The following is a 23,741-nucleotide window of genomic DNA, read 5'->3' as shown; positions in this document are numbered from 1 at the left end:
TCTGTTGACGAGTCGTCCTCTTCCGTGTCTTCAACTTGCCCTTCCGTTCGATTTGTCCTCGCTGCCCTCGCGTCCCTTCTGCTTGGAGGCCTAGCGTCGTGCCCCTCGGCCTCGGCACAGGCAGTGGCCCTTCGGGGCTTCGTCGTTGACGCCGAAACCGGCCAGCCCCTCCCGGGCGCCCATGTGGTCGTTCGCTCGCTAACGACGGACGCGTCCCCGCAGGGCACCGTCGCAGACAACAACGGATACTATCACTTCGCCGGGCTCTCTCCTGATCGGTACACTCTGCGCGCCACCTTCGTAGGATACCGCCCCATTCGCGACACCCTCCAGCTCTCTGGCCCCGAGGATCCCGTCACCCGAACCTTCGAGCTCTCGCCCACGGAACAGGCGCTTGGCGAAATTGTCGTGACCGACGCGGCCGGGGGTGCCACCACCCAAGAGGCCGGCCGCCAGCGCGTGGCTCCTGCAGACGTGGGCCGGATCCCCACGCCGTCCGTCAGCGGCGATCTTGCGAGCTACCTCCAGTCGTTGCCGGGCGTCGTATCGGTGGGCGACCGCGGCGGCCAGCTGTACGTTCGTGGGGGCACGCCGGACCAAAACCTCGTGCTCATGGATGGGATGCAGGTCTACCGTCCCTTCCACATCATCGGGTTTTACTCTGCCTTTCCGCAGGCGCTCATCTCCAACGCCGAGGTCTACGCCGGCGGGTTTCCAGCTCGGTACAGCGGACGACTCTCGTCCGTAATCGACGTGCAGATGCGCGGCGGCAACCAGGAGCACGTGGCGGCCGCCGTCACGGCCAGCCCCTTCCTCACGGGCGTGCGGGCGGAAGGCCCGCTCAATAACGACGGCCTGTCGCTCCTCGCGACCGCCCGCGTGTCCCAGATTGAACGCACCGCCCCCCCTCTTCTCGGACAAGCACAGCCCCTCAAATTCACCGATCAGTTCGCCAAGCTGCAAAACACGACCGAGTCTGGACGCTGCTCCCTGACGGGATTCCACACCTACGATCGCGGCTCCCTTGCCCCGGCAAGCAGCGACATCTTTCGGTGGTCGAACACCGTGTTCGGCGGGCGGTGCGTGGCCTTCGGGTCGGGCTCGTCGGCCCTCGCAGACGTGAGCGTGAGCTCGTCCTACGTGAAAAACGCTGTCGGCGAGAACAGCGCCCCCGAACGATGGGCGAACCTCTGGGACTTCGCCACGAAGGTGAACGTCGTGAAACCGTTTGCGGGGCGAAGCGCGATTCGGAGCGGGTTCCACCTTCATTACAGCGAGCAGGAATATGCTCTCGGAGAGCAGTTTCAGGGCCTCCAGACGGCAGACATGAACGTGATCTCGGTGAACGGATACGTGAGCGGCACGCTGTCCCTCGGGGACCGCGTCGACCTTCGACCGGGCGTGGCCGTTACGGTGCCGTTCGACTACGGCCCTACAATCGAACCTCGACTGCGGGCGAGCTGGCGGCCTTTCGGCAGCAACAACCAGGAGGTGAACGCGGCAATGGGCCTGTATCGCCAGACGGTGGTGGGCCTTTCAGACGAGCGGGACCTGGGATCGTCGTTTATGGCCTGGACTCCAACACCGCTCGATCAGGGACGCCCGGCGGCCTGGCACGCCATTCTCGGCTGGCGCCAGCAGATTGGTGATTTTGGACTCACTGCCGAGGGATACTACAAGGACCTCGCCAACTTGGCCGTTCCCATCTGGAGTGCCCGGGCGCGGTTTACGACGGAGCTGACCGGTGCGGAGGGCACTGCCTGGGGCCTCGATCTGCGTGGTACGTTCGAACACGGACGGGTGTACGCCTATCTCGGATACGGTCTAAGTTGGACCCGGTACACGGCCTCGCAGGACAACTTCGGCACGTGGTTTGGCACCGACATTCAGGCCTATCACCCGCCGCAGGACCGCCGACACGAACTGAACACTGTCCTCAGTGTCGCCCTCAGCCTGTTCACGATCGACCTCCGGTGGCAGATGGGCTCCGGCCTGCCCTATACGAAGCCGTTTGGCTTTGACGTATACGTCCATCAGGAAGACCTTCAACAGACTCCTCGCGCCTTCGGCACGCCCCGCCTCCTCTACGAAAAGCCCTACGACTCTCGTCTTCCTGCCTATCACCGCCTCGACGTGAGCCTGGAACGGACCTTTACGGGCAATTTTGCCAATCTCACGGCCAAGGCCGGGGCCATCAACCTCTACGACCGGCAGAATCTGTTCTACTTCGACCTCTTCACGCAGCGCCGGGTCAACCAACTGCCCCTAGTGCCCTATGTGGCCCTCAAGATTGAAGTCTAATGCCGAAAATTCGGAGGCAAAGGCTGGCCGCATGACGGTCTGGATGCGCTCTGCATTCAGATGTCCATTCTAGAATCGAAGCCAGGGCAAACCGTCTCTTTTCACGAAGCGTGCGGACTGGAACGAGAAATCCTCAACCCCCTCATCTCCTCTCCAGTGCTCTTGGCACCGGCGGCCGACTCGGCCGACGGAGGGAGGCTCCCCCCTCCCGGCCTCACTCCATCGGCCTTACGAATCCTATCCGATGAGCTTCTTGCGCCCGCTGCGTTGAAAGGCTACCTTCGAGCGCCACGCCGCCCGATAGGTCGTCTCAATTCGCTCCCCTAGGATGCCACTTGTGAGCGAGAGGATGAAGGACAACGGGGCAAGTAAAAGATGAATCATGAGAAAGCCTGCGAAGTGAGGACGTGCCTGCGGCCGGGCAAATATATAGGTCTCTACACCCATGTACAGAGTCCAGAGGCTTGCGAGTATAAGGTAGGTATCCATATTAGAATATCCCTTTTTTGGTTTGATACTCTTTCTTTAACTCCACCCCAATCTACCTCTCCCCCACCGACGTTGTTCTCACTAGAGTGTGATGTTCATGTTTGCACAGAATGACAAACACTTTACGAGAACAAACCAAGAACTGTAATTGAACTCATCGTGCAGGAAAAGCGGTTACGATATTTCGCAACCGCTTCCAAATCTAAATTATCACATTTCATACCTCTTCTTTTCCCTCCCCTCCTTCCTTTCCCCACACAATATTAACCAACACTCCTTTCCATACGGCCCGAGATTCCCTCCCCAAACCCCGCGTTGTGGATAGAAGAGAGAGCAGAGGTGCCAGTACAGACATCCGGAATTGAAACGTCCTTGCTCGACGAGGCCCTCATTTGCTCTCGAAGTGTCGATGTGAAGGCATACTGCTCTGACATTTCCGCTCTCCCTCGCCGACATATCCCTCGCATACGCCAGTTCACAAGAAGCGGCGAGTCCAAGACTCGATCTCATCAAATCCGAGCAGGGCCGCGCCTCCGAGATACAGAGCTCCGTACGTTCCCACGACGAGCGGCGCTACAATGAGCACGTGCCAGTCCGGCAAAAGCCCCCACAGGCCCGCTGCGGGAGGCACCGCCAGGAGAGCAAGCCCCCCCATGCGGAGCACGGCCCTCCACGGAATCGCAATGTTCGGCATCGGATCGCGCAGGGCCCGGCGCAGACGCCAGACCTCCACCCACGCCCCGACGCTGGCCCCGAGGCCAAGCCCAAGCGCCCCCAAATAGAGCGTCGATCCCGGCAGTGGCCCAACAATCCGGCTCAGCGGAATGGTATCGAGCCAAAACATCGTCGGGACCGCCACGACGGTCGACACCGTGACTCGGGTTACAGCAATCCAGGCCGGCGTCTTCGTATCGCCGATCGCGTAGAAGGCATTTTGGAGAAGCCGGGAGAAGGTGGTCGCAAGAATCCCAAGCGCGTACCCGCCCAGCACAATCGTGACGAGCCAGGTGTCTCCCGCCCGAAACCGCCCCGTCCGAAACAGCGCCCCGACGAGCAATACCCCAAAGGTAAGATAGCCTACCACAGTCGGCACGGTGAGAAACGCAATCTGACGCATCGACCGGCGGAGTCGCGCCGTAAACGCCGCCACCTTCTCCTCCGTAAGGCGCGAGAGCTCCGGGAGCTCCGACGCCGCCACCGACATTCCGAAGAGACTGATCGGGAGCATGTAGAGCATCTGCGAAAACCGAAGAACCCCAGGAGCCCCCACGGTGAGCCACGACGCCAGAAAGATGTCGAGATAGGCCGACAACTGGGCCACGCCCCGCCCGGCCACGACCGGGCCAAAGGCGTCAATGGCCTCCCGTACACCCTCCACGCGCGTCGATATCGAGAACGAGAATTCCGGCATCTCGCGCATCACAAACGGAAGCTGCACCAGAAACTGGAGCCCCCCCCCTACAAAGGCCCCTACGCAGGCCGTTATCAGGAGCGCAGTAAGGGTATCGCCGGACAGCGCCTTCGGAGCCCAGGGGGTCCCGGTGACCCAGTACGCCCCTCCAAACAGAAATGCTATGATTGCGACGTTCCAGAGAGCAGGGGCCACGTACGGCACGAAGAAGCGTCGGTGGCTATTGAGCACCCCAAGCGCCCAGGCCGATAACACAAGCACAGCGGCCATCGGAAAAATGATGCGGACGGCCTGCACGGTCAACGCAAACCGATTCACCAGAATCTCGCCCTCCGCCACCCGCGCAGCGTCATCAATGAAACCCGGGGCAAGGATCCCCACGATGGGCTCGGCCAGCACGATCCCAAGCACAGCCACTCCAGCCGCCACTGCAAGCAACAACCCAAAGATGGCCCCGGCAAAACGTCCGGCGTCTTCGTACCGCTCCTCCTCAATCATTCGGCTGTAGATCGGGATAAACGCTGCCGAAATGGTCCCTTCACCCAGCAGATTCTGGAGGAGATTCGGGGATTTGAAGGCAACCTGGAGCACGTCGGCGTGGGCCCCGAGCCCAAAGAAATACGCCACCGTCCGCTCCCGCAGCAGGCCCAGAATGCGACTCGACAGAATGCCGGCCGCCACGGAGCCTGCTGCACTCTCGTCCCCGGAGGCCGACGCTTCAGAGGCAGACTCAGCCTCGACGGAGGACGAGGAGGACGCAGACGTATCCGGGTCAGCCATGAAACCGAACCGATTCGTACAGAAAAGATCCGTTCGTGCGTGCTACTGCTTGAGTGGCCCAATGAGCTCGACAAACGTCCCTTCCGGAGCCTGGAGAAGGAGGAAATGGTTCTCGTCGCCCAGTGCAATCGGCGTTTCCCCCCGGGGCTCGATTCCGTGTGTTCGCGCTCGCTCCAGATACGGCCCCAACCGATCAACCTGGAGTGTAATATACTGCATGCCCTGCGCGTCGGTGATGTCGGATTCGTCCACCGCCGCGGCGTCCTCTTCAAAGGCCATGAGCTTCCACTCGGTGGCTGCGTCACCGTCTCCCAGAGTGAGAACGCGAATCTCGGTCGGAGCGCCACCGGTAAGACCAGAGCGACGCCCAAAATCCTCGGTGATGTCGATGGTCCGGCGCTGCTCCATCCCTAACACCTCTCGGTAAAACTGAAGAGAGGCCTCGAGATCGTTGACCACGACCCCTACGTCGACGGTCGGATCGGCCGAGGCCGAAGCCTCCTCGTCCTGAAACGCAAATCCTGCGAGGCCGAATGCCCCAACGAGACTAAGGACGGCGAGGACAGTTACGGTCTGAGACTGAAACATATGAGAATCCAAAACGGAGAAAGATACGGTGGGTCGACCACAATGAACGAAGGGCCGACGAAAGGATCCAACTCACGTAATCCAATCGATTACGAGGTGACTCAAATAGCCCGTCACGGCGGCCCCGTAGAAGGGAAGCCCAATGAGGGGACGCTCCGGCATGTGCAGGTACGGGAGGATGAGAAACGGCGATGGCACCAGTAGCATCGCCCACCAGGTGTGCGTCCATCCCCGGTGACGACTCAGCACGGGCAGCAGCGCCACAAGGCCCAGGTATGCTGCCGCCCGAAACCGCTCCGTCACGATGAGAAATACGTCGGTCACAAAGAAGATCGTGTAGAAGATCTGCTGTCCCTTCGAATTCGTATCCACATCCGGCCACAGGCCGAAGAGCAACGTCAGTACCACCAGGGCCAGGGGATACCCCACCTGTTCCAGGGCTGTGTACTGCCGGTAGGCAATGTCGATGGAAAATGCGTATCCGAGCGCGGCGAGATACCCGATGGCAAAGAGCGTCGCACCGGCAAGATGTCCCTTATAGCCTGCCATGAAAGCGGTGACGATATACAAGTAAGAATGGTCGAGTAGCCTCCAGCGAGCACGCGGGACGCGAGAGGCCATGGGAACGCGCTCTTCGTCACGTCCACTGCAAAAAATACCGTACGGCCATGTGATACCCCGCCGCCCCGAAGCCACTCACCTGTCCCACACAGACCGGCGCAATGCGCGAGGTGCGGCGAAAATCCTCCCGTGCATGCACGTTGGAGAGATGCACTTCCACCGTAGGAGGAGCAATAGCGTCAACGGCGTCGCGCAGGGCAACGGACGTGTGCGTGTACCCGCCCGGATTCAACACGATGCCGTCGCGGTTTTGCTCATGGGCATCGTGAAGCGAGTCGATCAGTGCTCCTTCACCGTTGTGCTGCCGAAAGTCGAATTCTACCGACGAAAACGACGCGTCGAGTTCCGTCTCGATGGCATCAAGCGACGCCGTGCCGTAGGCCTCGGGATCACGGGTGCCCAGAAGATTGAGATTGGGGCCATTCAGAACTAAAAGCGAGGCAGTCATCGTCGTGTTGTCACAAACTGTTAATGCTGTTAATGCGAATTCCTCTTCGGACCCTCAATCGCAAACACAGGTCAAGGTTCGAGGAGGGCTCTCTGAAATGCGAAGAATCGAAACAGCACAGGAGTGTGCGGAAGAAACGTAAGACCAATGGGCTCCTGCAGTCTGTTCGCTCATTCCAGCGTTTCGAGGAAGGCTGAGAAGTGTAACGGGCTCGGAACGGATGTGCCCCTCCTCGCATCCATTCCCCTGCTTACGGGCTCTCAGTCCGTGGTTCCTTTCGATTTTGGCAGACGTGTAAATTCAGGGTCTGCATTGCCATTTCTGCCCGAGACGTGGTACACGGATTGCACATGCTACACCAACGCCAGAAATCGCGGTACCGGACGCCTCACTGAAACAGCGGATTCTACGTTTTTCCAAGCAGAACTGCAGCGAACATGCTCAAAACGATTCCCGTCCTCAACAACAAAGGCGGTGTCGGCAAAACAACCACTTCCGTCAACGTAGCGGCCGGATTAGCCCGCCGAGGCCGCAACGTTCTGTTGGTCGATCTTGACAGCCAAGGCTCCGCGTCGGTTTCACTTGGCGTCCCTCAAAGCAACCTCTCCCCTTCCGTGGCCGATGTGCTCTTTGGGGAGCATTCCATAGAGGACGCCATCCGGTCGACCTCTCTCGACAACCTGGATCTGCTAACGGGCGCACTGGAACTCGCCAATGCCGACGTGCGCCTGAATCAGCACGAGCGGGGGCAGTATCGTCTGGCAGATGTCCTCCGAGAGGTGGATGACCAGTACCAGTCTATCCTCATCGACTGTGCTCCCTCCACGTCCATCCTCTCGGTAAACGCCCTCGTGGCGGCCGATGCTTTCCTCATTCCCGTTACGCCCTCCTATCTGGCGCTCGAAGGCGTAGTCAGCCTCGGGGAAGTCGTGCGCCGTGTGCGACAGAACATCGGCGAGGCCGCTCCCATCCTCGGTATCGCTCTTACAATGGTGGACTGGAGTGGGACGCAGGTCGACGACGCCATCACCCAGTTGCGCAACCACTACGGCGGCAAGGTCTTCGACACGGAGATTCGGGCAGATCCCGTTCTCGCGGATGCTCCCAGTCGCAACCTCGACATCTTTCGGTACGCCCCCGATTCCCAAGGAGCAGAAGACTATGCCCGTCTCGTCAACGAAATTGAAGAACGGCTCCAGCGCTACGGATCGGTATACGATTCCGTATCGTCTCGAGAAGGGAATGAATCCCCTGTGCCCTCTACGGAGGAGCCCTCAGCCCCCTAACACCTCCCCGACGCCCCATTCAGAATGAGTCTCTTCGGTCCCCCCGAGAACGACCCGCTCTTACAAAACGACCTCTTCGCCTCTCCCCACATTCGGGAGGACCCCGAACCGGATGACTCCACGACACAACAGTCGCCGTCTCCGAGAACGGGGGAGACGTCTTCCCCTTCACGCCGCATCCGCTCCACAGCCTCTTCCCGAGACGAAGACCTCAGGATCTTGACCCGAGCCCTCGCGGACGAATGGATTCTCAAATGCGTGGAGTTCCATCCAGAGGGAATTCTCGAATTTGTCCTGCACCGCCCCACTGCTACACGCAAGTCCTTCTCCGAGAAAACCGAATGAGACGCATCCGTTCGTTCCGCACCCGTAACGAACCCTCGATGGTCTAACGATAGCGTTCCTAACACTTGCTTACATGAACCGCGGGTCACGGTGGGTGTACGGCTTCTTCCACGATTCCTCCCACAGCCAAGCACGGACCATGACCCTGACAAAAGAGGCGAAAGCGACCTTCGCCAAGGAGGGCCTAGACCGCGATGGCGCGCGGTTGGTGGCCAAAAGCCTTGGGCAACAGATCATCGACGAAAGCACCTCCTCAGAAACGCCCCTAGAGGGCCTCGTCTACGAGGTCTGGGGCCTGTACAACGAGGGAATGCCAGCCTGTCGCTTTCGCATGTCGGGCGAGGACACTCTCGTGTACGAGGCCCATTTCCGGACAAAGAGTGGTGGCGCGCTAGTGGAGCGCCGACGCACTCTTGATCCCGCCGCCCTCACGACAGTTGTTGAGGAGGCCCGCACCAATCCTCCCCTGTAAAGGAATGGCGCCCGTTGCCTAGGACCACTGTTCGTAGTGGTCCACGATTTCGTCGAGGTTGTCGTGCTCCCCTTCCAGAATGCCGATCACAAACAGGCCCGTTTCGTTTTCAAGTTGGGCAAGGGCTTCGGAATCGGGCGGGCGACGGCCCTGAGACTTGATAAAGTGATCCTGGATGGCCTTCTCTGCCGCCCGGGCCGGCCCATCGGCCGTAGCGACGTTCGAGAAGCTATCGAAACCATCCTTCTCGAACCCAATCACGGTGTAGGTGGGCATACTGAATCTCAAGAACTTGATAGAAGGAACCGTCGCATACTCCGTCCGGCGTCAATGCACACTGAGCGAAGCCGTTTCCTCCCGCCGGCAAATGAGCCGACGGAAATCAGACGAAGTCTCCGCCTGATCGCATTCTGGTCTTCCCCGATCGGCGTGTCCTCTCTCCCCGTCCAGCAATACCCTCGCTTTACGCCCCCCGAACGTTGTATGTCGTCGTCCCCCGACAGATGGTGGGCCTCATCGCGAAAGGCTTCTGCCACTGTTCCCCTCAACATCCGCGAATGAAAGCAAACGGTCCACTCAAACATAGAAAAAGCCCGGACCCCCACCAAGAGACCGGGCATTGGGAAGAAGTGCGCCCAAGTTAGAAATGGATTTTATAGACATAAATCCCTCCCGAAACCTAACGTCGTTCACGCATATATCATAAGACTGTATGGGAACTTAACCCCCTCCCATCTTCCCCAACGCCGTCTACGTGCCTTTGCCTCGCTCATACCAACTCCGGGGGCTCTATTCCGGTAGGAAGCCGGATTCCGTAGCGCCGTTGGAGTGTAGGATTGTAAAATTATCCGTCGGACGAGGGAGATGTCCCGTTGTAGCGTCGTTGGACTCAAACGACGCTACACAGCGGATATTGACCTTCAGGAAACGAAAAACCCAGTACCACGGTGTGTCGCTCCTGCGGTTAAGCTCGTAACGTCACAGTCCAATGGCGCTTCTGGTGCCCTCCTCGCTGGCGCCGACGATACGAGAGGGATTTGCGTATTGCACCGCCGTAGCTCTTCCCTGAAGTCTGCAGCCGGATTCGGTGTCAGTTGTATCAGCGGTCATCCCCCCATCCATTCATAGATGAGAATTCCTCCCGCGACGGCCACGTTGAGGGATTCGGCAGCAGGGCGATGGGGCGCGCCGGGAATGGACACGGGCGTATCGAGGCGATCGAGCACGGCCGGGCTGAGGCCGTGTGCCTCACTGCCGAGCACGAGAGCGGACGGTCGACGCGGAGTCCACTCGTCGGCCTGCACTCCCTGGAGGTCCGCCCCGTACAGTCCCCATCCCGTCCGACGTAACCGGTCCAACAGTGGGCCGGGGGCGTCGGTACGGGCCAGGGCCAGACTCCAGTGTCCCCCAGTGGCCGCCCGCATGACCTTCGGTCCATACAGCCCGGCCGTGCCCGGCCCCGCCACGACGCCAGACGCCCCGAACCACGCCGCCGTCCGCACCAGGGTGCCTACATTTCCCGGATCCTGCACTCCGTCCAGAAGCAGGAGCGTAGACTCCGCTCCGAGCTGAGGAAGCAGATCGTCCGGCTCCATCAACCGTCGCTCCACCACCGCCACAATGCCCTGCGGCGTTTGCACGTCCGTGAGGGTCCCCATCGTCTCCACGTCGGTGACCGACACCGGCACGGAGAGACGATCAAGAAGAGACTGCACCTCTGGATCGTCCAGGGCCGCTTTCGTTACGACGCAGTCCACGAGCGGGGCCCCGGCGTCCAGGGCCGACGCTAAGGCCCGAGGCCCCTCAATGAGCGTCTGATTGTGTTGCCGACGTCCCCGGCGACGGGTGAGAGCGGCAATGGCTTTTCGGCGACGATTGGACAGCGGGTCCGGCATACCGGTTCTTGAACGCTCTTGGGGTTGGCAAAACGGGAGCTGGCGACGAAACTACTGCGCGCGCCACACCTATGCGCAACAGGCCTGCCCTCTTCACGATCCCTATCGACTCGCCTCCAATGCCGGACCTTCCGTTCGACGACCTTCCCTTCCAGCAGCAGCGTCCCCTCTCCCGCCGAGTGCTGGTAACCGGTGCCAACGGCCTCCTCGGGCAAACGCTCACGCAGCACCTGCACGCGTCGTCCGACTACGACGTGCTCGCCACGGCGCGCGACGAGGCGCCTCGGTTCGACGGAGACGACATCGACTACAGGCCCATGGATGTGACGGCGCCCGATGCGGTCACGTCGGTCTTCGAGGACTTCGATCCCGAGGTGGTCGTGAACTGCGCGGCGATGTCTGATGTCGGGGCCTGCGACGAGAACCGAAACGATGCCTGGGCCACCAACGCCCGTGCCGTGAAGCGCCTCGCGAAGCACTGCAAAACGGCCCGCGCCCGCCTCGTTCAAGTGTCTACGGACTTCGTATTCAACGGAAAACGTGGGCCCTACGACGAAAACGGCCGTCCCGATCCCGTCAACTACTATGGTCGCACAAAGCTCGCGGGCGAGAATGCAATCCGGTCGGTCGGCCTTTCAGACTGGACGATCGTGCGCACCGTGCTGCTCTACGGCACCGCCCAACAGCTGTCTCGCTCAAATGTGGTCCTCTGGATGATCGAGGAGCTGTCGAAGGGCAACACCATCCACGTGGTGAACGATCAGTGGCGCACGCCCACCTACGTGCCGGACCTAGCCGACGGCATCGAACGTGTGATCGACCGCGACAAGGACGGAATCTTCCACCTCTCCGGGCGGGAGATGGTGACGATCCACGAGTTGGCGGAGACGGTAGCCGATGTGTTCGGCTTCTCCCCTGAGCCCATCGACCCAGTGCCGAGCGAATACTTTGACGACCCGGTGGATCGCCCGGCCAAAACGGGCTTTATCATTCTCAAGGCGGAGACGGAATTGAACTACGACCCGCATTCCCTGGACGAGGGACTGCGCGCCCTGGGCCGCGACCTCGGTGTCGTCCACGATTCGTGACGCTCTGCCTCCGATCTTCGAATGGAGTTCAGAGTCGAACGGTGGGAGCCCCTCCGCTGCTTTCTATCTTGGACCCGTACACTGCAGCCTTCCGAATGCATCGACAAAATGGATCTCCGTTCCCCGGAACGGGCTGAAGTGACCGACAGGACTCCGTCCTACGACATCCCATTTTCGTGCCCGCAGGGACGCACCGCCGTGCGCCCTACTGTAACGTGTTGCTCCTGATTGACTACTTTTCCCATGCTCGACATCGACACTGTCCGCAACGACCCTCAGCGCGTAAAGGAGGCCATCCGGGCCAAGGACACTGGCTCGCCCGACATGGTGGACGAGCTGCTGGACGTGGACGAGGCACGGCGCTCGGCCATAACGAAGAAGGAAGACGCCCAGGCCCGCAAGAACGACCTCTCGTCTGAGATCGGGGCGCTGAAGCGCGAGGGCAAAGACGAGGAGGCGCAGAAGCGCATCGACGAGACGGGCCGATTGAAGGACGAAATCGACGCGCTGAAGGACGAGGTGGAAGAGGCTGAAACGAAGCAGCGCGAACTGCTGCTCAAAATTCCGAACGTGCCGCATCCCAGTGTGCCCGTGGGGGCCACGGAGGACGACAACGAGGTGGAGGAGACCCTCGGAGACAAGCCCGAGTTTGACTTCGAGCCGGCCCCACACTGGGAGCTCACCGACCAGCACGACCTCGTGGACTTCGAGCGGGGAGCAAAGGTGACGGGCAGCGGCTTTCCATTCTATACCGGCCGTGGTGCCCGGCTACAGCGCGCCCTCCAAAACTTCTTTCTCGAACGAGCGCGCGATCGTGGTTATCGAGAAATTCAGGCGCCCCTCTTCGTCAACCCTGAAAGCGCCGAGGGCACCGGCCAGCTGCCGGACAAAGACGACCTGATGTACCGCATTCCCCGGGACGACTTTTTCCCCATCCCCACGGCGGAGGTCCCCCTCACCAATTTCCACCGCGACGAGATCCTGGACGGGGACGACCTCCCGCTCAAATACTGCGGCTACACGCCCTGCTGGCGCCGCGAGGCCGGCAGCTACGGCTCGGACGTGCGCGGCCTGAACCGCCTGCACCAGTTCGACAAGGTAGAGCTCGTCCATATCGTGCACCCGGACGAGAGCTACCGCGCCCTCGAATCGCTGCTGTCAGACGCCGAGAGCGCTCTCGATGCCCTCGGCCTTCCCTACCGGCGCCTTCTCATGTGCACCGGCGACATGGGCTTCACCCAAGCGAAGAAATACGATCTGGAGGTGTGGAGCGCCGGTCAGGAGCGCTGGCTGGAGGTATCGTCCGTTTCCAATTTTGAGGCCTTCCAGGCCCGCCGCATGCAGATCCGATACCGCCCCGAGCCCGAGGCCAAACCGCGGCTCGTCCACACCCTGAACGGCAGCGGCCTCGCCTTTCCCCGCATCGTGGCAGCCCTTTTGGAAAACAACCAGCAGGCGGACGGCACCATCGAACTGCCCGAGGTGCTCCACCCGTACACTGGCTTCGCCCAAATTGCGTAGTTCTTTCGCCCTGTACGACGCACACTTATGCCCGCCCCTGTTCTCTACGAGCGTGGCGACGCCCGCGACGAGGCCCTGTCTGCTCCCCACGTAGCTTCCCTTGCGTCCGACGACGAGCTCACGGTAGCCGCTGAACTGTTCGAGCTCTCGACGGACGAGTACTGGGCGTGGCTCACGACCCTGGTCGATGAAGGAAGTGACCTCGACCAGGAGCTGGACGAGTTGCTCGACCGCATTTATGCCTGCGAACCCTCGTTTTACAATCTCTCCGGACGCCGCCGACTGCAAGAGCTCCTCACCGAGCTCCATGAGGCGCGCGCGGCGGTCCGGGCCTACGAGTACGACGTGGAAGAACTAACGTACGTGTTTACCCGAGCTGAGGTGATGGAAGGCGGTGCAGCCGAAAATGCCGACATGGCCCTCTCCCAGATTAAGGCCACCTACAACCGTGCCTACGATCTCTGCCTCTACAAGCTCGACCGTATCGGCAGTGCGTGGATTACCGCCTCGAATTTTCTCATTAGCATCGTGATGCTGATCGTCACCATCCTCTTCTGGATGGAGTTTCGATAGAACGCCCCCTCGCGCCCAACGGCTCCCACCTACGGGAGGCGCTCGTGATCCGCCTCCGTTCGCATACGCCCCCAGAGGCTTCCTTGACCTCCCGCGAGACTTCAGAAGAGACAAACAGGATTGATCCCATCAGAATTGCGGTCAGCGGGAATCGTCTATCGGCAACCGTACAGTGAAACGGGTCCCGCTTCCCTTTTCGCTTTCGACCTCCACGGTCCCCCCCAGCAGGTCGGTAAGCTTGCGAACGTTCGACAGGCCCAGCCCGCTCCCTTCGTATTCCCGATCCAATCCTTCAGACTCCTGCTTGAACGCCTCAAAGATACCGGGAAGTGCCTCCTCGCTGATCCCAATCCCCGTATCTTCTACTTCCAGAATCGCCGCCGCCTCTGTCCCTCGAACTCGTAGGGTCACGCGTCCGCCCTCGGGTGTAAACTTCAGGGCATTCTCCAACAGGTTCTCAGTGATTCGACGAAGGGCCCCTCTGTTCCAGTGCCCTTCTATCGGTGCTGTCGGCATAGCCGTCACGAACTCCTGTTGATTCTCTTCGGCCTGGGGACGCAGAAGGTCGGCCACCTCCGTGACGACCTCCGTAAGATCGATATGCTCTCGAGACAGCTCCTCCGTACCGGTCTCCAGCTTTGAGAGTTGAAGCACGGAGTCGATGGTTCCCTTTAGCCGTTTCCCGCCGTCGTGCACCAGACCGGCAATGCGCGCCTCCTCCCCCGAGAGCTTCTCCTCCAGCACCCGCGAGAAGCCGATGATTGAGGTGAGGGGCGTGCGGATCTCGTGGCTCAAATTCTGAAGCATGGCGGACTTGATGCGACTGGCTTCCTCGGCCTCTTCTTTCGCCTTGCGCAGCTCCCGGGCCTGGCGGTGCTGCTCGGACACGTCAATGCCCATACCAGCGAGATGAGGGGTGCCCTGTACGTAGGTTCGGACACCGGAAAACAAGATGGGAACGGAGTCGCCCGCCTTCGACACGAAGTCTGCCTCAACAGTCGCCGCCCCCTCTTCGAATACCGTAGTGATGGCCTCCGCCACCCGCTCGCGATCCTGCCCTTCAAACAAACGAGTCGCCTTCAGGCCAGCCAGTTCGCCGGGCTCGTACCCCGAGATGCGCTCGAATCGGGCGTTCCATCGCTTCAAACGTCCCTTTGGGCCCAGCACGTAGAAAATGCCGGGCAGATGATCAAGAACGGTCTGACTCACCTCCTCCGTCCCCCCGAGGGCATACTGGCGTTCCACGAGGGCCTCCGACGCAATGTCGGCCAGGTGTTGAAGTTGCCCAAGAGTGTCGGTGTCAACCACGCGATGCGTACGCCCCAATACAGCAACGGCCCCGATCCGGTACCCGTCGGGCGTCACCAGGGGTACGCCGGCATAGAAATGCGCCTGCGACGCGCCCTCCACGAGCGGAGTCTTCCGTCCCCACTCCGTCTCCTCCACATCCTCAATGACCGTCGGTCCTTCGGTTTCGATTGTCAAAGCTCCGAGGGACCGTTCTCGTGCAATTTCCGAGCACTCGGTCCCCACGGCGGCCTTGTGCCACTGCCGATGCGCATCGACGAAGAGCACCAGCGCCACCGACGCATCCGCCAGCGACGCCGCCAGCTCCGCAATCCGGTCAAATTCTGGTTCCGGGGCTGTATCCATGATCTCAAACCGGCGGAGGGCCCGCAGTCGATCGCGCTCGGCCTCGGAGTCGGTATCGGGTGTACCCTGCATCGGAGGGGACACAGGCAGAAGGAGGTAGATGAGAAGTGTGTGGTAGGGAAGACATGTTAACAGTCCAACCGGGGATCCAGATCCCTGCCAACGGACGCCGACCGGCCCCGTCTCCCATAGGCCCCAACAAGAAAGCGCAGCGGCCGAACGACCGCTGCGCCTCTATCGTCGATCAAAAAGGGAATGCCGGACCTCAGCTCTCTTCCTCTTCCGAAGGCGGAGCCGCCTCTTCGGGCGCCCCGTCTCCGCCACGGGGCGTCGCCTCCTCCGCGATCTCCTCCACGTCGAGCTCATCGGTCTCCCCCGGCGCCCGGTTCACCTCGCGGGGATCCTGCCCCTCGCCGTCGAACTGCTGAATGTGCTCAGACGGCGGCGTCTTGCCGGCGTCGCGCCCCAGTGGACTGCCCTCGTGGATATAGTAATCGTCGTTGGGCAGCGTGTCGTTGTAGGATCGTGCCGCCTCGGCCGCCTCGCGCATGCTCTCGTCGGCATTGGTGCGCATCTCGCCGAAGTTACGGTGGATCTCATTCTCGAACCAGTCGAACAGGTACTCGAACGCCGCACGGTCCCGCTCAAACTGCGGCCCAAACTCGCCGGTGCGGAGCTGATCGTCCATCTTCGACAGCGAGGTCGACAGGGCATAGAGGTAGATGGCATTGTTTGCCACGCGAGCCTGCTGCGCCTGGTGCTTCACGACCTCCTCGCGCTCCCACTTGCTTACGAGCTTGAAGTAGTGAGAGTGCTTCTGCACGAGCTTCGCCAGGCGATCTGCATGGTCGCGCACCGCCGGGTGGACGTTTCGGATCTCCGGTGCGCTTGGCTTGAGGCCAAGGAAGAGCTGTCCCGCCAGCGGCAGTGCCTTGCTCATCACCGTCGGGTTTGTGGCCGCCGTCACGATGCGGCTTAGGTTGTCCCCGATCGATTCGTCGGTGTCCCACAGCAGCGCCTCCTGCACTGAGACCATCTGCTCAGCGAGCTGCTTCCCCCCATAGGCGAAGATAAAGGACTGCATGACTTCGTTCGAGCCCTCAACGATCGAGTGGATGCGGTTGTCTCGCCAAGCCCGTTCCACTTCGTGCTCGGTCATGTAGCCTTCCCCGCCCATCACCTGCATCACTTCGTCAATGACCTCCCACCCAAACTGGGAGCAAAACACCTTGGTCATTGCCGTCTCTACCATGATGTCCTTGTCGCCCCGATCCAGCATGCCCGTCATCATGTAGAGCATGGCGTCCATCGCGTAGGTGACCGCCGACATGCGAGCAATCTTTTGCTGCACGAGCTCAAAGTCGGCCAGGGGACGCTCGAACTGGTAGCGGGTCTGTGCCCACTTGATGCCCTGCTCCATCGCCTGCTTGGCGGCGCCGGTCACGCCCGCACTCAGCGTACAGCGGCCGTAGTTGAGACACGAGAGCGCCACCTTGAGCCCCCCGCCCTCCTTGTGAAGGAGGTTTTCCTGCGGCACCCGCACGTCGTTGAACCGGAAGCGGGCCTGCCACGTGCCTCGGATGCCCGTCTTGGCCCGGTTGTTTTCAAAGACCTCCACCCCGTCCATGTCGGGCGTCACAATAAGAGCGTTCACGCCCTGCTGCTCCAGCTCCCCGGTCTCCGGGTCTGGCACCATGTTCTTGCACATGACCGTGAGGAGCCCGCTAAACGCCCCGGAGGTCGACCACTTCTTCTCGCCGTTTAGGATGTAGTCGCCGTCCTCGGTCTTCACCGAAAAGGATTCCTGTGCCGCCGCGTCCGACCCCACGTTCGGCTCCGAGAGGCAGAAGGCACTCAGCTTCTCTCGCGCCACCATCGGGAGGTACTCCTCTTTCTGGTCGTCGGACCCAAACATCACGAGCGCCTTGCACCCAATAGACTGGTGGGCGCTCACCATCACCGCGGTGGACGCGCAGTACCGACCAATCATCTCCAGCACTCGGTTGTAGCTGGTCACCCCGAGCCCGAGTCCCCCGTACTCTTCGGGAATAATCATCCCCATCACTCCCATGTCGAAGAGCCGGTCGATGACGTCCTGGGGAATGTACTGCTCACGGTCAATCTCGACGCGAGGGTGTCCATTCTCCAGATAGTCCTCCAGTTCCTCCAGAAGCTCGTCGCAGCGCTCCCGCTCCTGCTGCCCCTCTTCCGGATACGGAAAGAGGAGATCCTCCCGAAACCGGCCCCAGAAAACGTTCTTGATGAAGCCCATGTCTTCGGGTTCCGGCCCCATCATCGCCTCAATATTCTGGATCATTTGCTGATCCTCGTCCGAGACGCCCTTGATGTTGCTGAGACCCTGATTGGGATTTGACATGACGATAGAGTTGTTGGTGTCAGGGGACGACGCGTACGCACCCATAGCCCCGATGGCAATCGGGCAATTCCGCTGGACGGGCACGGCGAGACGGACACCGTGAGCGGATGCGCAGCCGGATCTGCTGGAATTGGAAGTGCTTCCAACAGCGGCATGGATGTGGTAAGTGCAACCGTCTCGTCGGTTCCTCTCCCCTCCTCTCCCTCCCTGAAATCCCCCTGCTCTTCATCGGAGGGGACGTCCTCCTTGGATCCCTCTACACGCATCTTTCGGTTGCGGCTACCCGCTGGCACCGATACGTTGAGGCCCATCGTCCCTATGGTGTCACGAATGCCCGTCGTCCATGTCCGACTCGTTTTCCTCCCGCCTTCGCTCCCTCCAATCCGACAAAGAGAGTGTCGTCTGCGTGGGGCTCGACCCCGACCCCGAACGGCTCCCCGCGCCGCTGCGGGACGGGCGCCTCCTCACCGACGCCGTGCGCGAGTTCTGTGCGACAATCGTAGAGGCCACCGCCCCCTACGCCTGTGCTTACAAGCCCAACTTCGCCTTTTTCGAAGCACTCGGCCCCGCCGGCCTCACGGTGCTCCATCAGGTGACGCAGGCCATCCCGGACGACTGCCTGCTCGTCGGCGACGCCAAGCGTGGCGACATCGGCAACTCGGCCCAGTTCTACGCGCAGTCCATCTACGAGGACCTGGGCTTCGATGCCTGCACGGTCTCGCCCTACCTGGGTCGCGACAGCATCGCACCGTTTCTCGACTACGAGGACACGTGCACGTTCGTCCTCGCCCGCACCTCCAACGACGGCGCGGCGGACCTGCAGGAGGCCTGCACCTGCGACGGCACGCCGCTCTATCGACACGTGGCGCAGAAGGTGGCCGACTGGTCCGGAGACGCCGATGGTACGGCGGGGCTCGTGGTAGGCGCAACGGCGCCTGAGGCACTGGCGGAGCTCCGCGACGACTGCCCGACACTTCCCTTCCTCATCCCGGGCGTGGGCGCGCAGGGCGGCTCGCCGAGCGCCGTGGTCGACGCGGCGCAGACGGACGACGGGCCCATTCTCGTTAACTCCAGCCGCAGCATCATCTATGCCTCGGAGGGCGACAACTACGCCGACGCGGCGGCGGAGGCGGCACAGGAGCTGCGGGACGCGCTCCGGTCGTAGGCAGCCCCTTCGGCGACCTTGATATTGCCTGCGAACGTGTTGATTGGCATGTGGAGAAGAACCGATTATCGTCTCCTACATACTGGAGATCGACATTTTGTAGTAGGGAGACGCCGCACAGTCGAGCGCGTCCAACAGCGGCGATAGACCACGAGCCGAGTACGTCTCTCAACCACGAAAGGATAAGTCCTCATCGTCGCCGTCTTTCCCGCGCTCTACCGAGCATGGCAAGAGCTGTAGTGATTGTTTTGAAGCCCCCATTCTCATCTAGGAAGGGCGACGTGGAACAGACTGCTGAACTGCTTCCTTGTATTCCTGTCAGACACCTAGCCTGACTACCTACCGTAGCTATGTTTCCCTTCCGCTTGCCAATACCATTTCTCGGTAGCTCTGAGACTGAAGAGTCGATTCAGTTGAATCCGGTCGAGCGTGAACGTATGAGCCCAACTGGATTCCTTGCAACTCTGGAGTCAGATGCTGACAACATCAAGTCCAGTTCGTTCATTCCGCCTCGCCTTGGTGATAACCATTTCGGTTACTTCGAGGTTGAGTATCGCAACCCCATTTATCGATAGCTTGAACTGGGCATGTCTGCTGACCCGCCGAGCTCTTCTGGGGAACCCGATCTTACCCGAGAGGACATACAGGAGCTTATTCAGACTCAACAGAAACAGGTTGAGGTAGAGAAGGAGAAACAGGAAACGCGCCGTCAGGAACTTGAGTCGGAAGAGCGAAAAGCCAAACACGCAGTAGAGGCGCAATTAAAGGATCGTGAACGGGCTCGGGAGTATCAGAACAAGGTAGACCAGCGGAGTCAGCGGTACGGGCTGGTGATCATTCTCATTGCGGTCCTATTCCTCAGTTATCTAGTTTGGCTTGGGCATACGGGGCTAGTCTTCGAGATTATACGTGTTCTGGTATATGGAGGATCGGGTGCCATTGCCGGTAATATGTATGGCAAAGCACAGGCACGAATACAGTCAGATGGTGCGGGTGGTGGCGTGCAATAAACTTTGCGGGTAGCGTTAAGCATGCAAAAACCCACGCAGCGGCGATAGACCGTGAGCCGAGAGTGAGGAGAAGACTCTTTCCGAACCGTCAGTTCGAAAGCTGACCCGGAAACTCGGGCGCAAGTGCCGACTGATCCAGCTCCTCCTCCGCGAAGAACCGGACCTGACCGTCCCGCATCACCACCCACACCTGCTTCGTCCCAGATTCGTGCAAAAAGAAGAGCGGCGTTCCAGACCTTTCCGCTCAAAGCAACCGCCGAACGCCCCTGCCTCCTCTCGTCCATACGCCCTTCGCCCTTCCCCACTCGCCTCCGTCTCCTCATTTGACCAGAACGTAACCGTGCGGTCCCCTCGGTTTTCCCTTCGGTCTACAGTTTGTACGTTACCGAACGCACTCTTTGCCCCACCTTCACGCTCTATCATGCGTCCCCTTCGCACGTGTACCCTCCTCGTTCTCTTTTTCGCCCTCGCGGCCCCGCCCGCCTTTGCCCAAAACGGCGACGGCGGCGGCGACCGGCTGACCGGCCCCGAGTACGCCCGCAGCCCGGTCGTGGCCCAAAACGGCATGGCCGCCACCAGCCAGCCGCTCGCTTCGCAAATCGCGATCAACGTCCTGCAGAAGGGCGGCAGTGCTGTGGACGCCGCCATCGCGGCGAACGCGGCGCTCGGCCTCATGGAGCCCACCGGCAACGGCCTCGGCGGCGATCTCTTTGCGATTGTGTACGACCCGGAGACCGACTCGCTCTACGGCCTCAACGCCAGCGGCCGCTCCCCGCGCGGCCTCTCGTACGACGAGATGCAGGACGAGCTCGGCGACCGCGACCAGATTCCCCTCCTCGGCCACCTGCCGGTGAGCGTGCCCGGCACGGCCAGCGGCTGGGGCAAGCTGCATGAGCGCTTTGGCAGCCTCTCGCTGGAGCAGGACCTCGCCCCTGCCATCCGGTACGCACGAGAAGGCTTTCCCCTCTCGCAGGTGATCGCTTACTACTGGCAGGGCAACGTGGACGCCTTCCGCGAAAACAGCGACCTGCTGCCCGAGAGCCAAAACTGGAAGGAGACGTACCTGATTGAGGGCGAGGACGGGGAAATGCGCGCACCGGAGGAGGGCGAAATCTTCCGCAACCCGGACCTCGCCAACACCCTCGAAACGATCGCCCAGAACGGCACCGAGGCGTTCTACGAGGGCGAGATTGCCCAGACGATTGCCGACTACGCCGAGCGCACCGACGGCTACCTCCGCATGGAGGACCTCCGGCAGCACGAGGCCAACTGGGTCGACCCGGTCTCTGTCGACTACCGCAGTGTCGAAGTCTTTGAGCTGCCGCCGAACGGGCAGGGCATCGCGGCACTCCAGATGCTTCAGATTCTGGAGGGCTTCGACGTGGAAGACATGGGCCACAACTCCACCGACTACCTTCACGTGCAGGCAGAGGCAAAGAAGCTCGTCTTCGAGGACCGCGCCCGCTTTTACGCTGACATGGACTTTGCTGACGTGCCGGTGCAGGAGCTCATCTCCGACGAGTACGCTGAAAAGCGGCGCCAACTCATCGAGATGGACGAGGTGCTCTCCGAGCCGGACGCCGGCAGCCCGCGTACCGCCACGAGTGACGTGTCGCTCGACCCTGAGATGCGCAAGCGCCTCCAGAGTGGCGACACGATCTACCTCACCACGGCCGACTCGACGGGCATGATGGTCTCGCTCATCCAGAGCAACTACGCGGGCATGGGCAGCGGCCTCGTGCCGGACGGCCTGGGCTTCATGCTGCAGGACCGCGGCGCGCTCTTCACCATGGAGCAGGACCATCCCAATGCCTACGAGCCCGGCAAGCGACCTTTCCACACCATCATCCCAGCGTTTGCGATGAAGGACGGCGAGCCCTTCCTGAGCTTCGGCGTCATGGGCGGCGGCATGCAGCCGCAGGGGCACGCCCAGGTGCTTATGAACATGGTCGACTTCGGCCTCAACGTGCAAGCAGCGGGCGACGCGGCGCGCTACCGGCACTACGGCAGCAGCTCGCCCACCGGCGAGGCAATGGACGGACGCGGCACGCTCCGCGTAGAAAGCGGCGTGCCGGAGAACGTGGTGAACGCCCTCCGGGGACGGGGACACGCGATGGACGTGGGCGCCGGGGGCTACGGCGGCTACCAGGCCATCATGTGGGATCCGGCGGAAGAGGTGTACTGGGGCGGCACCGAGATGCGGAAGGACGGAATCGTGATTGGCTACTGAGCGACCGACGGGGGTGAGGCTGGGAATCCCGGCTCCGTTGCTCCCGTCCGTCGTTGTGCCAAGATGTGCGTGTGGGCGGGAGGACATGGGAGCCTGGGTGCTGAAAAGGCTCAGCCTCGCGCCCCCGAAAGCGACATCTGGTTCTTCCATCTGAATACCTGCCATGGAGAAGCGCCCTCAACAGCCGGACGCGACGCCCCTTATTCTGCCGAACTCAGGCGCATCGGCAAAACAGCTGGAGCGAATCCCACTAGGAGATCCCCCCTTTCGGGAAGAACGCCTCCAGGAGTTGCTCGCCGCTCACCCCCGGGTGCTTCCCGTCTCCGAAATCGAACCGGCGTACGCCCCGCTCGTCTATCTCGGAAGGGAAATCCCAATCCCTTCTGGATTCTTGGATGCGCTGTACGTCTCTCCGAAAGGCTACCTGACACTGGTCGAAGCGAAACTGTGGGACAGCCCCGAAGCCCGACGCCAAGTGGTCGGCCAAATCGTCGAGTACGCGAAGGACCTCTCGCACTGGGGCTTCGAAGAACTTGACAATGCCGTGCGCCAAGCCGATGACGCATCGAATGGACTCTTGGAACGGGTCCGGCAACGGGGCCACGATGTCGACGCAGCATCCTTCATCGACACGGTCACCCGGACGCTACAGCGAGGGGAGGTCTTGCTCCTCATCGTGGGGGACGGCATTCGAAAAAATCTGGAGGCCCTCTCCTCGTACCTGCAGGACGCCCCCAATCTTCACTTTTCTCTTCGTCTCATCGAACTGGCCCTCTTTCGCCTCCACTCGGACAACGACCGCCCCTTGCTGATACAACCACGAGTCGTGGCGCGCACGTCCGAAGTGACCCGTGCCGTCGTGGATGTGCAGGCCCCGAACGACGTGGACGTGACGGTGGAATTGCCGGAGGAAGAGGAAGACGACTCGTCAAGTCGGCAACAGCTCACGGAAACGGCCTTTTTCGAGCAACTTGCGGACAACACCTCTTCAGAAACCGTGGACGAGGTGCGTGCTCTCATTGACGACATCACGTCGCTCGGTCCCGTGCGGGTATGGCGATCAAGTTCCGTCTCTCTTCGCTTGCCCGATCCCGGCGGCCTGGATCGGCACTGGACCGTCATCGTGCTCTGGACGGAGGGGGCCTTCGAACTCGGCTGGCTGGGCGCCATCTCGGAGGACGGTGGCTACGATCCGGAGATCTGGAAACGCTACCTCGACACCGTCGTGGATCTCACCGGAGTGACGGCGGCCGAAAAGCATACAAAGGTCGGTTCCATCCACAGCCTTCTCCGCGTCCGGGAGGAGTACCTCGAAGCGGTGGCTCAATTCGTGGGCCGGATTCAGTCCGCTGCAACTACCTCAGACCGGTAGCAGTCCCCAATCGAAGAGGGCCCTCTTGTTCGTCGTATATGTCCTCGCGTTGAGAAGCCACAGCCCTAAGGGTCGGTCAATCCGGTCGAAGACCCAGGACTCTTTGAATCCCCAGA

20 protein-coding genes are annotated in these 23,741 nt (G+C 61.2%); 10 read left to right on the top strand and 10 right to left on the bottom strand.

Annotated features, from left to right (window positions below):
- The first annotated feature begins 24 nt into the window (after window positions 1-24).
- The gene (locus BSZ35_RS13615) at window positions 25-2,301 is read left to right on the top strand and encodes a TonB-dependent receptor (protein WP_105012959.1); all 2,277 of its coding nucleotides are present in this window, start codon (window positions 25-27) and stop codon (window positions 2,299-2,301) included.
- A 237-nt stretch (window positions 2,302-2,538) separates the two neighbouring features.
- Here the strand turns inward: BSZ35_RS13615 and BSZ35_RS13610 are convergent, their stop codons facing one another.
- The 5 genes from BSZ35_RS13610 to aroQ form a co-directional block, all read right to left on the bottom strand.
- A complete protein-coding gene (locus BSZ35_RS13610; protein ID WP_105012958.1) occupies window positions 2,539-2,790 on the bottom strand; it encodes a hypothetical protein in 252 nt (83 codons plus the stop codon).
- Window positions 2,791-3,265: 475 nt separating this feature from the next.
- Entirely contained in the window at window positions 3,266-4,981 is a 1,716-nt protein-coding gene (gene murJ / locus BSZ35_RS13605) for a murein biosynthesis integral membrane protein MurJ (RefSeq protein ID WP_105012957.1), read from the bottom strand.
- 42 nt (window positions 4,982-5,023) lie between these two features.
- A complete protein-coding gene (locus tag BSZ35_RS13600) occupies window positions 5,024-5,569 on the bottom strand; it encodes a VOC family protein (protein ID WP_105012956.1) in 546 nt (181 codons plus the stop codon).
- A gap of 72 nt (window positions 5,570-5,641) precedes the next feature.
- The gene (locus BSZ35_RS13595) at window positions 5,642-6,190 is read right to left on the bottom strand and encodes a metal-dependent hydrolase (RefSeq protein ID WP_258096421.1); all 549 of its coding nucleotides are present in this window, start codon (window positions 6,188-6,190) and stop codon (window positions 5,642-5,644) included.
- Window positions 6,191-6,206: 16 nt separating this feature from the next.
- Complete coding sequence (aroQ, locus tag BSZ35_RS13590; protein ID WP_105012954.1) at window positions 6,207-6,638, bottom strand: type II 3-dehydroquinate dehydratase; 432 nt, start codon at window positions 6,636-6,638, stop codon at window positions 6,207-6,209.
- Window positions 6,639-7,075: 437 nt separating this feature from the next.
- On the opposite strand from aroQ, the gene BSZ35_RS13585 reads away from it, so the two are divergent.
- Window positions 7,076-7,924, top strand: a complete 849-nt coding sequence (locus tag BSZ35_RS13585; RefSeq protein ID WP_105012953.1) for an AAA family ATPase — start codon at window positions 7,076-7,078, stop codon at window positions 7,922-7,924.
- A gap of 484 nt (window positions 7,925-8,408) precedes the next feature.
- Window positions 8,409-8,741, top strand: a complete 333-nt coding sequence (locus BSZ35_RS13575) for a hypothetical protein (RefSeq protein WP_105012951.1) — start codon at window positions 8,409-8,411, stop codon at window positions 8,739-8,741.
- A gap of 18 nt (window positions 8,742-8,759) precedes the next feature.
- Here BSZ35_RS13575 and BSZ35_RS13570 read toward each other — a convergent pair whose 3' ends face one another.
- Both BSZ35_RS13570 and BSZ35_RS13565 read right to left on the bottom strand, forming a co-directional pair.
- Window positions 8,760-9,017 carry a hypothetical protein gene (locus tag BSZ35_RS13570; protein WP_258096415.1) on the bottom strand — a complete coding sequence of 86 codons (258 nt, stop codon included), beginning with the start codon at window positions 9,015-9,017 and terminating at the stop codon, window positions 8,760-8,762.
- Window positions 9,018-9,847: 830 nt separating this feature from the next.
- A complete protein-coding gene (locus BSZ35_RS13565) occupies window positions 9,848-10,636 on the bottom strand; it encodes an RNA methyltransferase (protein WP_105012950.1) in 789 nt (262 codons plus the stop codon).
- A gap of 71 nt (window positions 10,637-10,707) precedes the next feature.
- On the opposite strand from BSZ35_RS13565, the gene BSZ35_RS13560 reads away from it, so the two are divergent.
- The 3 genes from BSZ35_RS13560 to BSZ35_RS13550 all read left to right on the top strand — a co-directional run bounded on the left by BSZ35_RS13560 (window position 10,708) and on the right by BSZ35_RS13550 (window position 13,818).
- Window positions 10,708-11,724, top strand: a complete 1,017-nt coding sequence (locus BSZ35_RS13560) for an SDR family oxidoreductase (RefSeq protein WP_258096412.1) — start codon at window positions 10,708-10,710, stop codon at window positions 11,722-11,724.
- A 243-nt stretch (window positions 11,725-11,967) separates the two neighbouring features.
- On the top strand, window positions 11,968-13,245 hold the full coding sequence (gene serS, locus BSZ35_RS13555) for a serine--tRNA ligase (protein WP_105012948.1): 1,278 nt from the start codon (window positions 11,968-11,970) through the stop codon (window positions 13,243-13,245).
- A gap of 27 nt (window positions 13,246-13,272) precedes the next feature.
- Window positions 13,273-13,818 (top strand): hypothetical protein, encoded by a 546-nt coding sequence (locus BSZ35_RS13550; protein WP_105012947.1) that lies wholly within the window; start codon window positions 13,273-13,275, stop codon window positions 13,816-13,818.
- 141 nt (window positions 13,819-13,959) lie between these two features.
- Here the strand turns inward: BSZ35_RS13550 and BSZ35_RS13545 are convergent, their stop codons facing one another.
- Both BSZ35_RS13545 and BSZ35_RS13540 read right to left on the bottom strand, forming a co-directional pair.
- Entirely contained in the window at window positions 13,960-15,543 is a 1,584-nt protein-coding gene (locus BSZ35_RS13545) for an ATP-binding protein (RefSeq protein ID WP_105012946.1), read from the bottom strand.
- A 193-nt stretch (window positions 15,544-15,736) separates the two neighbouring features.
- Window positions 15,737-17,848, bottom strand: a complete 2,112-nt coding sequence (locus tag BSZ35_RS13540; protein WP_105013843.1) for an acyl-CoA dehydrogenase family protein — start codon at window positions 17,846-17,848, stop codon at window positions 15,737-15,739.
- A 343-nt stretch (window positions 17,849-18,191) separates the two neighbouring features.
- Between BSZ35_RS13540 and pyrF the strand changes: the two genes are divergently transcribed.
- The gene (gene pyrF / locus BSZ35_RS13535; protein ID WP_105012945.1) at window positions 18,192-19,013 is read left to right on the top strand and encodes an orotidine-5'-phosphate decarboxylase; all 822 of its coding nucleotides are present in this window, start codon (window positions 18,192-18,194) and stop codon (window positions 19,011-19,013) included.
- 587 nt (window positions 19,014-19,600) lie between these two features.
- Window positions 19,601-20,023, top strand: coding sequence for a hypothetical protein (locus BSZ35_RS13530; protein WP_105012944.1), 423 nt, complete (start codon window positions 19,601-19,603; stop codon window positions 20,021-20,023).
- An 88-nt stretch (window positions 20,024-20,111) separates the two neighbouring features.
- Here the strand turns inward: BSZ35_RS13530 and BSZ35_RS19925 are convergent, their stop codons facing one another.
- The gene (locus BSZ35_RS19925) at window positions 20,112-20,237 is read right to left on the bottom strand and encodes a hypothetical protein (protein WP_258096402.1); all 126 of its coding nucleotides are present in this window, start codon (window positions 20,235-20,237) and stop codon (window positions 20,112-20,114) included.
- A 207-nt stretch (window positions 20,238-20,444) separates the two neighbouring features.
- Between BSZ35_RS19925 and ggt the strand changes: the two genes are divergently transcribed.
- Window positions 20,445-22,253, top strand: a complete 1,809-nt coding sequence (ggt, locus tag BSZ35_RS13525) for a gamma-glutamyltransferase (protein WP_105012943.1) — start codon at window positions 20,445-20,447, stop codon at window positions 22,251-22,253.
- 163 nt (window positions 22,254-22,416) lie between these two features.
- Window positions 22,417-23,625 carry a hypothetical protein gene (locus BSZ35_RS13520; RefSeq protein ID WP_105012942.1) on the top strand — a complete coding sequence of 403 codons (1,209 nt, stop codon included), beginning with the start codon at window positions 22,417-22,419 and terminating at the stop codon, window positions 23,623-23,625.
- Window positions 23,626-23,741: the final 116 nt, after the last annotated feature.

Origin of the sequence: Salinibacter sp. 10B (assembly GCF_002954405.1) — a bacterium.
Lineage (GTDB): Bacteria > Bacteroidota > Rhodothermia > Rhodothermales > Salinibacteraceae > Salinibacter.
The sequence above is the reverse complement of the archived record's forward strand: the minus strand, read 5'-3'. Positions and strand labels throughout refer to the sequence as shown.

Coding starts and splice junctions, on each gene's coding strand:
- BSZ35_RS13595 (WP_258096421.1), bottom strand. CDS start 6,190: ATGGCCTCTCGCGTCCCGCGTGCTCGCTGGAGGCTACTCGACCATTCT.
- BSZ35_RS13570 (WP_258096415.1), bottom strand. CDS start 9,017: ATGCCCACCTACACCGTGATTGGGTTCGAGAAGGATGGTTTCGATAGC.
- BSZ35_RS13540 (WP_105013843.1), bottom strand. CDS start 17,848: ATGTCAAATCCCAATCAGGGTCTCAGCAACATCAAGGGCGTCTCGGAC.
- aroQ (WP_105012954.1), bottom strand. CDS start 6,638: ATGACTGCCTCGCTTTTAGTTCTGAATGGCCCCAATCTCAATCTTCTG.
- BSZ35_RS13565 (WP_105012950.1), bottom strand. CDS start 10,636: ATGCCGGACCCGCTGTCCAATCGTCGCCGAAAAGCCATTGCCGCTCTC.
- BSZ35_RS13585 (WP_105012953.1), top strand. CDS start 7,076: ATGCTCAAAACGATTCCCGTCCTCAACAACAAAGGCGGTGTCGGCAAA.
- BSZ35_RS13560 (WP_258096412.1), top strand. CDS start 10,708: ATGCGCAACAGGCCTGCCCTCTTCACGATCCCTATCGACTCGCCTCCA.
- murJ (WP_105012957.1), bottom strand. CDS start 4,981: ATGGCTGACCCGGATACGTCTGCGTCCTCCTCGTCCTCCGTCGAGGCT.
- BSZ35_RS13520 (WP_105012942.1), top strand. CDS start 22,417: ATGGAGAAGCGCCCTCAACAGCCGGACGCGACGCCCCTTATTCTGCCG.
- BSZ35_RS13575 (WP_105012951.1), top strand. CDS start 8,409: ATGACCCTGACAAAAGAGGCGAAAGCGACCTTCGCCAAGGAGGGCCTA.
- BSZ35_RS13530 (WP_105012944.1), top strand. CDS start 19,601: ATGTCTGCTGACCCGCCGAGCTCTTCTGGGGAACCCGATCTTACCCGA.
- BSZ35_RS13550 (WP_105012947.1), top strand. CDS start 13,273: ATGCCCGCCCCTGTTCTCTACGAGCGTGGCGACGCCCGCGACGAGGCC.
- BSZ35_RS13600 (WP_105012956.1), bottom strand. CDS start 5,569: ATGTTTCAGTCTCAGACCGTAACTGTCCTCGCCGTCCTTAGTCTCGTT.
- serS (WP_105012948.1), top strand. CDS start 11,968: ATGCTCGACATCGACACTGTCCGCAACGACCCTCAGCGCGTAAAGGAG.
- pyrF (WP_105012945.1), top strand. CDS start 18,192: ATGTCCGACTCGTTTTCCTCCCGCCTTCGCTCCCTCCAATCCGACAAA.
- BSZ35_RS13610 (WP_105012958.1), bottom strand. CDS start 2,790: ATGGATACCTACCTTATACTCGCAAGCCTCTGGACTCTGTACATGGGT.
- BSZ35_RS13545 (WP_105012946.1), bottom strand. CDS start 15,543: ATGCAGGGTACACCCGATACCGACTCCGAGGCCGAGCGCGATCGACTG.
- ggt (WP_105012943.1), top strand. CDS start 20,445: ATGCGTCCCCTTCGCACGTGTACCCTCCTCGTTCTCTTTTTCGCCCTC.